3 protein-coding genes are annotated in these 2045 nt (G+C 66.5%); all 3 read left to right on the top strand.

What is annotated here, in order from left to right:
• Positions 1–35 precede the first annotated feature (35 nt).
• The 3 genes from lepB to ACFV4K_RS35550 are packed head-to-tail and all read left to right on the top strand — an operon-like array spanning position 36 to position 1977.
• Positions 36–854: a signal peptidase I gene (gene lepB / locus ACFV4K_RS35540; protein WP_379280673.1), complete on the top strand. Its 819-nt coding sequence runs from the start codon at positions 36–38 to the stop codon at positions 852–854.
• Between the two features lie 30 nt (positions 855–884).
• Positions 885–1628: a ribonuclease HII gene (locus ACFV4K_RS35545; protein WP_379280674.1), complete on the top strand. Its 744-nt coding sequence runs from the start codon at positions 885–887 to the stop codon at positions 1626–1628.
• 43 nt (positions 1629–1671) lie between these two features.
• A complete protein-coding gene (locus ACFV4K_RS35550; protein WP_040859817.1) occupies positions 1672–1977 on the top strand; it encodes a DUF2469 domain-containing protein in 306 nt (101 codons plus the stop codon).
• Positions 1978–2045: the final 68 nt, after the last annotated feature.

Below are 2045 nucleotides of genomic sequence, written 5' to 3' on the forward strand. Positions count from 1 at the left end.
ATTGTTTCTTCGCTTTCCCGGGCTACTCTGTTCCGGTGGCAGACGAGAGCGAGTCGGTGACGAAGTCCGGGTCGGGCGATGACGGTGGGTCCCAGACGCCCGAACCCCTGCAGCCGAAGCCGAAGAAGAAGCAGCGCCCGTTCTGGCAAGAGCTGCCCATCCTGATCGGATTCGCGGCGTTGATCGTGGCGCTGCTGGTGACCTTCATCGGCCGGCCGTACGTGATCCCGTCGCAGTCCATGGAACCCACCCTGCACGGGTGCGCGGGCTGCACCGGTGACCGCATCTACGTGCAGAAGCTGAGCTACTACTTCGGCGACCCGGAGCCGGGCGACGTGGTGGTCTTCGTCGGCCCGACCGACGACTGGAACCGGCACTACAAGTCGATCCGCTCGTCGAACACCGCGGTCCGCGGCGTCCAGAACTTCCTGTCCTTCTTCGGCCTGGTGCCGCCGGACGAGAACGACCTGGTCAAGCGGGTCATCGCGACGGGCGGCCAGTCGGTCAAATGCTGTGACGCGCAGGGCCGGATCCTGGTCAAGGACAGCGCCCCCGGTTCGGAGTGGAAGCCGCTCGACGAGCCGTACGTGCTGCACAACAACCCGTTCAACGCGCAGAACCCCGACATCCAGTTCAATGCCGGCGGCCGCGCGTTCCCCGAGGTCAAGGTGCCCGAGGGCAACCTGTGGGTGATGGGCGACAACCGCGCCGAATCCGCCGACTCCCGCTATCACATGCGCGACGAGCTGAACGGCACCGTCCCGGTCGACGATGTGCGCGGCAAGGCCGTGTTCAAGATCTGGCCGCCCAGCCGTATCGGTCCGGTCCGGGCCGAGAACCCGCAGACGAACTGAGAATCGCGAGATAATCGACCGGTGGGGAAGATGGCAGGCGGAGCCGCCGGCGCGCGCCGGAAGGAGCGCGGCGGCAAGAAGATTCAGCGGATCGACCGCGGCGACTGGCCGCCGCGCGTGGTGATGCGGCAGGCGGGCGGGCTACGCACGCTCGAGGCCGCGCTGATCCGCAGCGGACTGGGCCCGGTCGCGGGCGTGGACGAGGCCGGGCGCGGTTGCTCGGCCGGACCGCTGGTCGTCGCCTCCTGCCTGCTACCGCCCAAGGCCTACACCTCGCTGGCCGGTCTCGACGATTCCAAGAAGCTCACCGAGAACACCCGTGAGCAGCTGTTCCCGATCATCAAGCGGATCGCGCTGGCCTGGTCGGTGGTGGTGATCCCGGCCTGGGAGATCGACGCCATCGGCATCCACGTGGCCAATATCGAGGGCATGCGGCGGGCGGTGGCCGGACTCGATCCGGTGCCCGGCTACGTGCTCACCGACGGGTTCCGGGTGCCGGGCATTCCGGTGCCCTCGCTGCCGGTGATCGGCGGCGACGCGTCCGCGGCCTGCATCGCCGCCGCCAGCGTGCTGGCCAAGGTGACCCGCGACCGCATGATGGTCGAGATGGACCGCGAGTATCCGGGCTACGGTTTCGCGGCCCACAAGGGCTACAACACCCCCGAGCACAATGAGGCGCTGACCCGTCTCGGCATCACGCCCGAGCACCGTCGATCGTGGCGAAACGTCCGGGAGACCGGCCGAGTGGCTACCGACACGGCGTATGCGGGATGATGTCTCTACACCCAGTTGGGCGACAAGGAGGACGTTCCACCCGATGAGCGCCGAGGACCTCGAGAAGTACGAAACCGAGATGGAGCTATCCCTGTACCGCGAGTACAAGGACATCGTCGGGCAATTCTCGTACGTGGTGGAGACCGAGCGTCGCTTCTACCTCGCCAATTCCGTCGAACTGCGTCCGCAGAACGCCGATGGCGAGGTGTACTTCGAGGTTCGGATGTCGGATGCATGGGTGTGGGACATGTACCGGCCCGCCCGCTTCGTGAAGCACGTTCGCGTGATCACCTTCAAAGACGTGAATATCGAAGAGCTGGAGAAGACCGACCTGCGGCTTCCCGACTGATCCACAGGCTGGAGGTTATCCCCAGCCTCACTGTTTTCCCAGGTCGGCATGGCCGCGTCCGGTACGGG

Origin of the sequence: Nocardia sp. NPDC059764, from assembly GCF_042732555.1 — a bacterium.
Lineage (GTDB): Bacteria > Actinomycetota > Actinomycetes > Mycobacteriales > Mycobacteriaceae > Nocardia.

What these genes read in the sequence shown, in the direction of transcription:
- ACFV4K_RS35545 (WP_379280674.1), top strand. Translation starts at nt 885, where the DNA reads ATGGCAGGCGGAGCCGCCGGCGCGCGCCGGAAGGAGCGCGGCGGCAAG.
- ACFV4K_RS35550 (WP_040859817.1), top strand. Translation starts at nt 1,672, where the DNA reads ATGAGCGCCGAGGACCTCGAGAAGTACGAAACCGAGATGGAGCTATCC.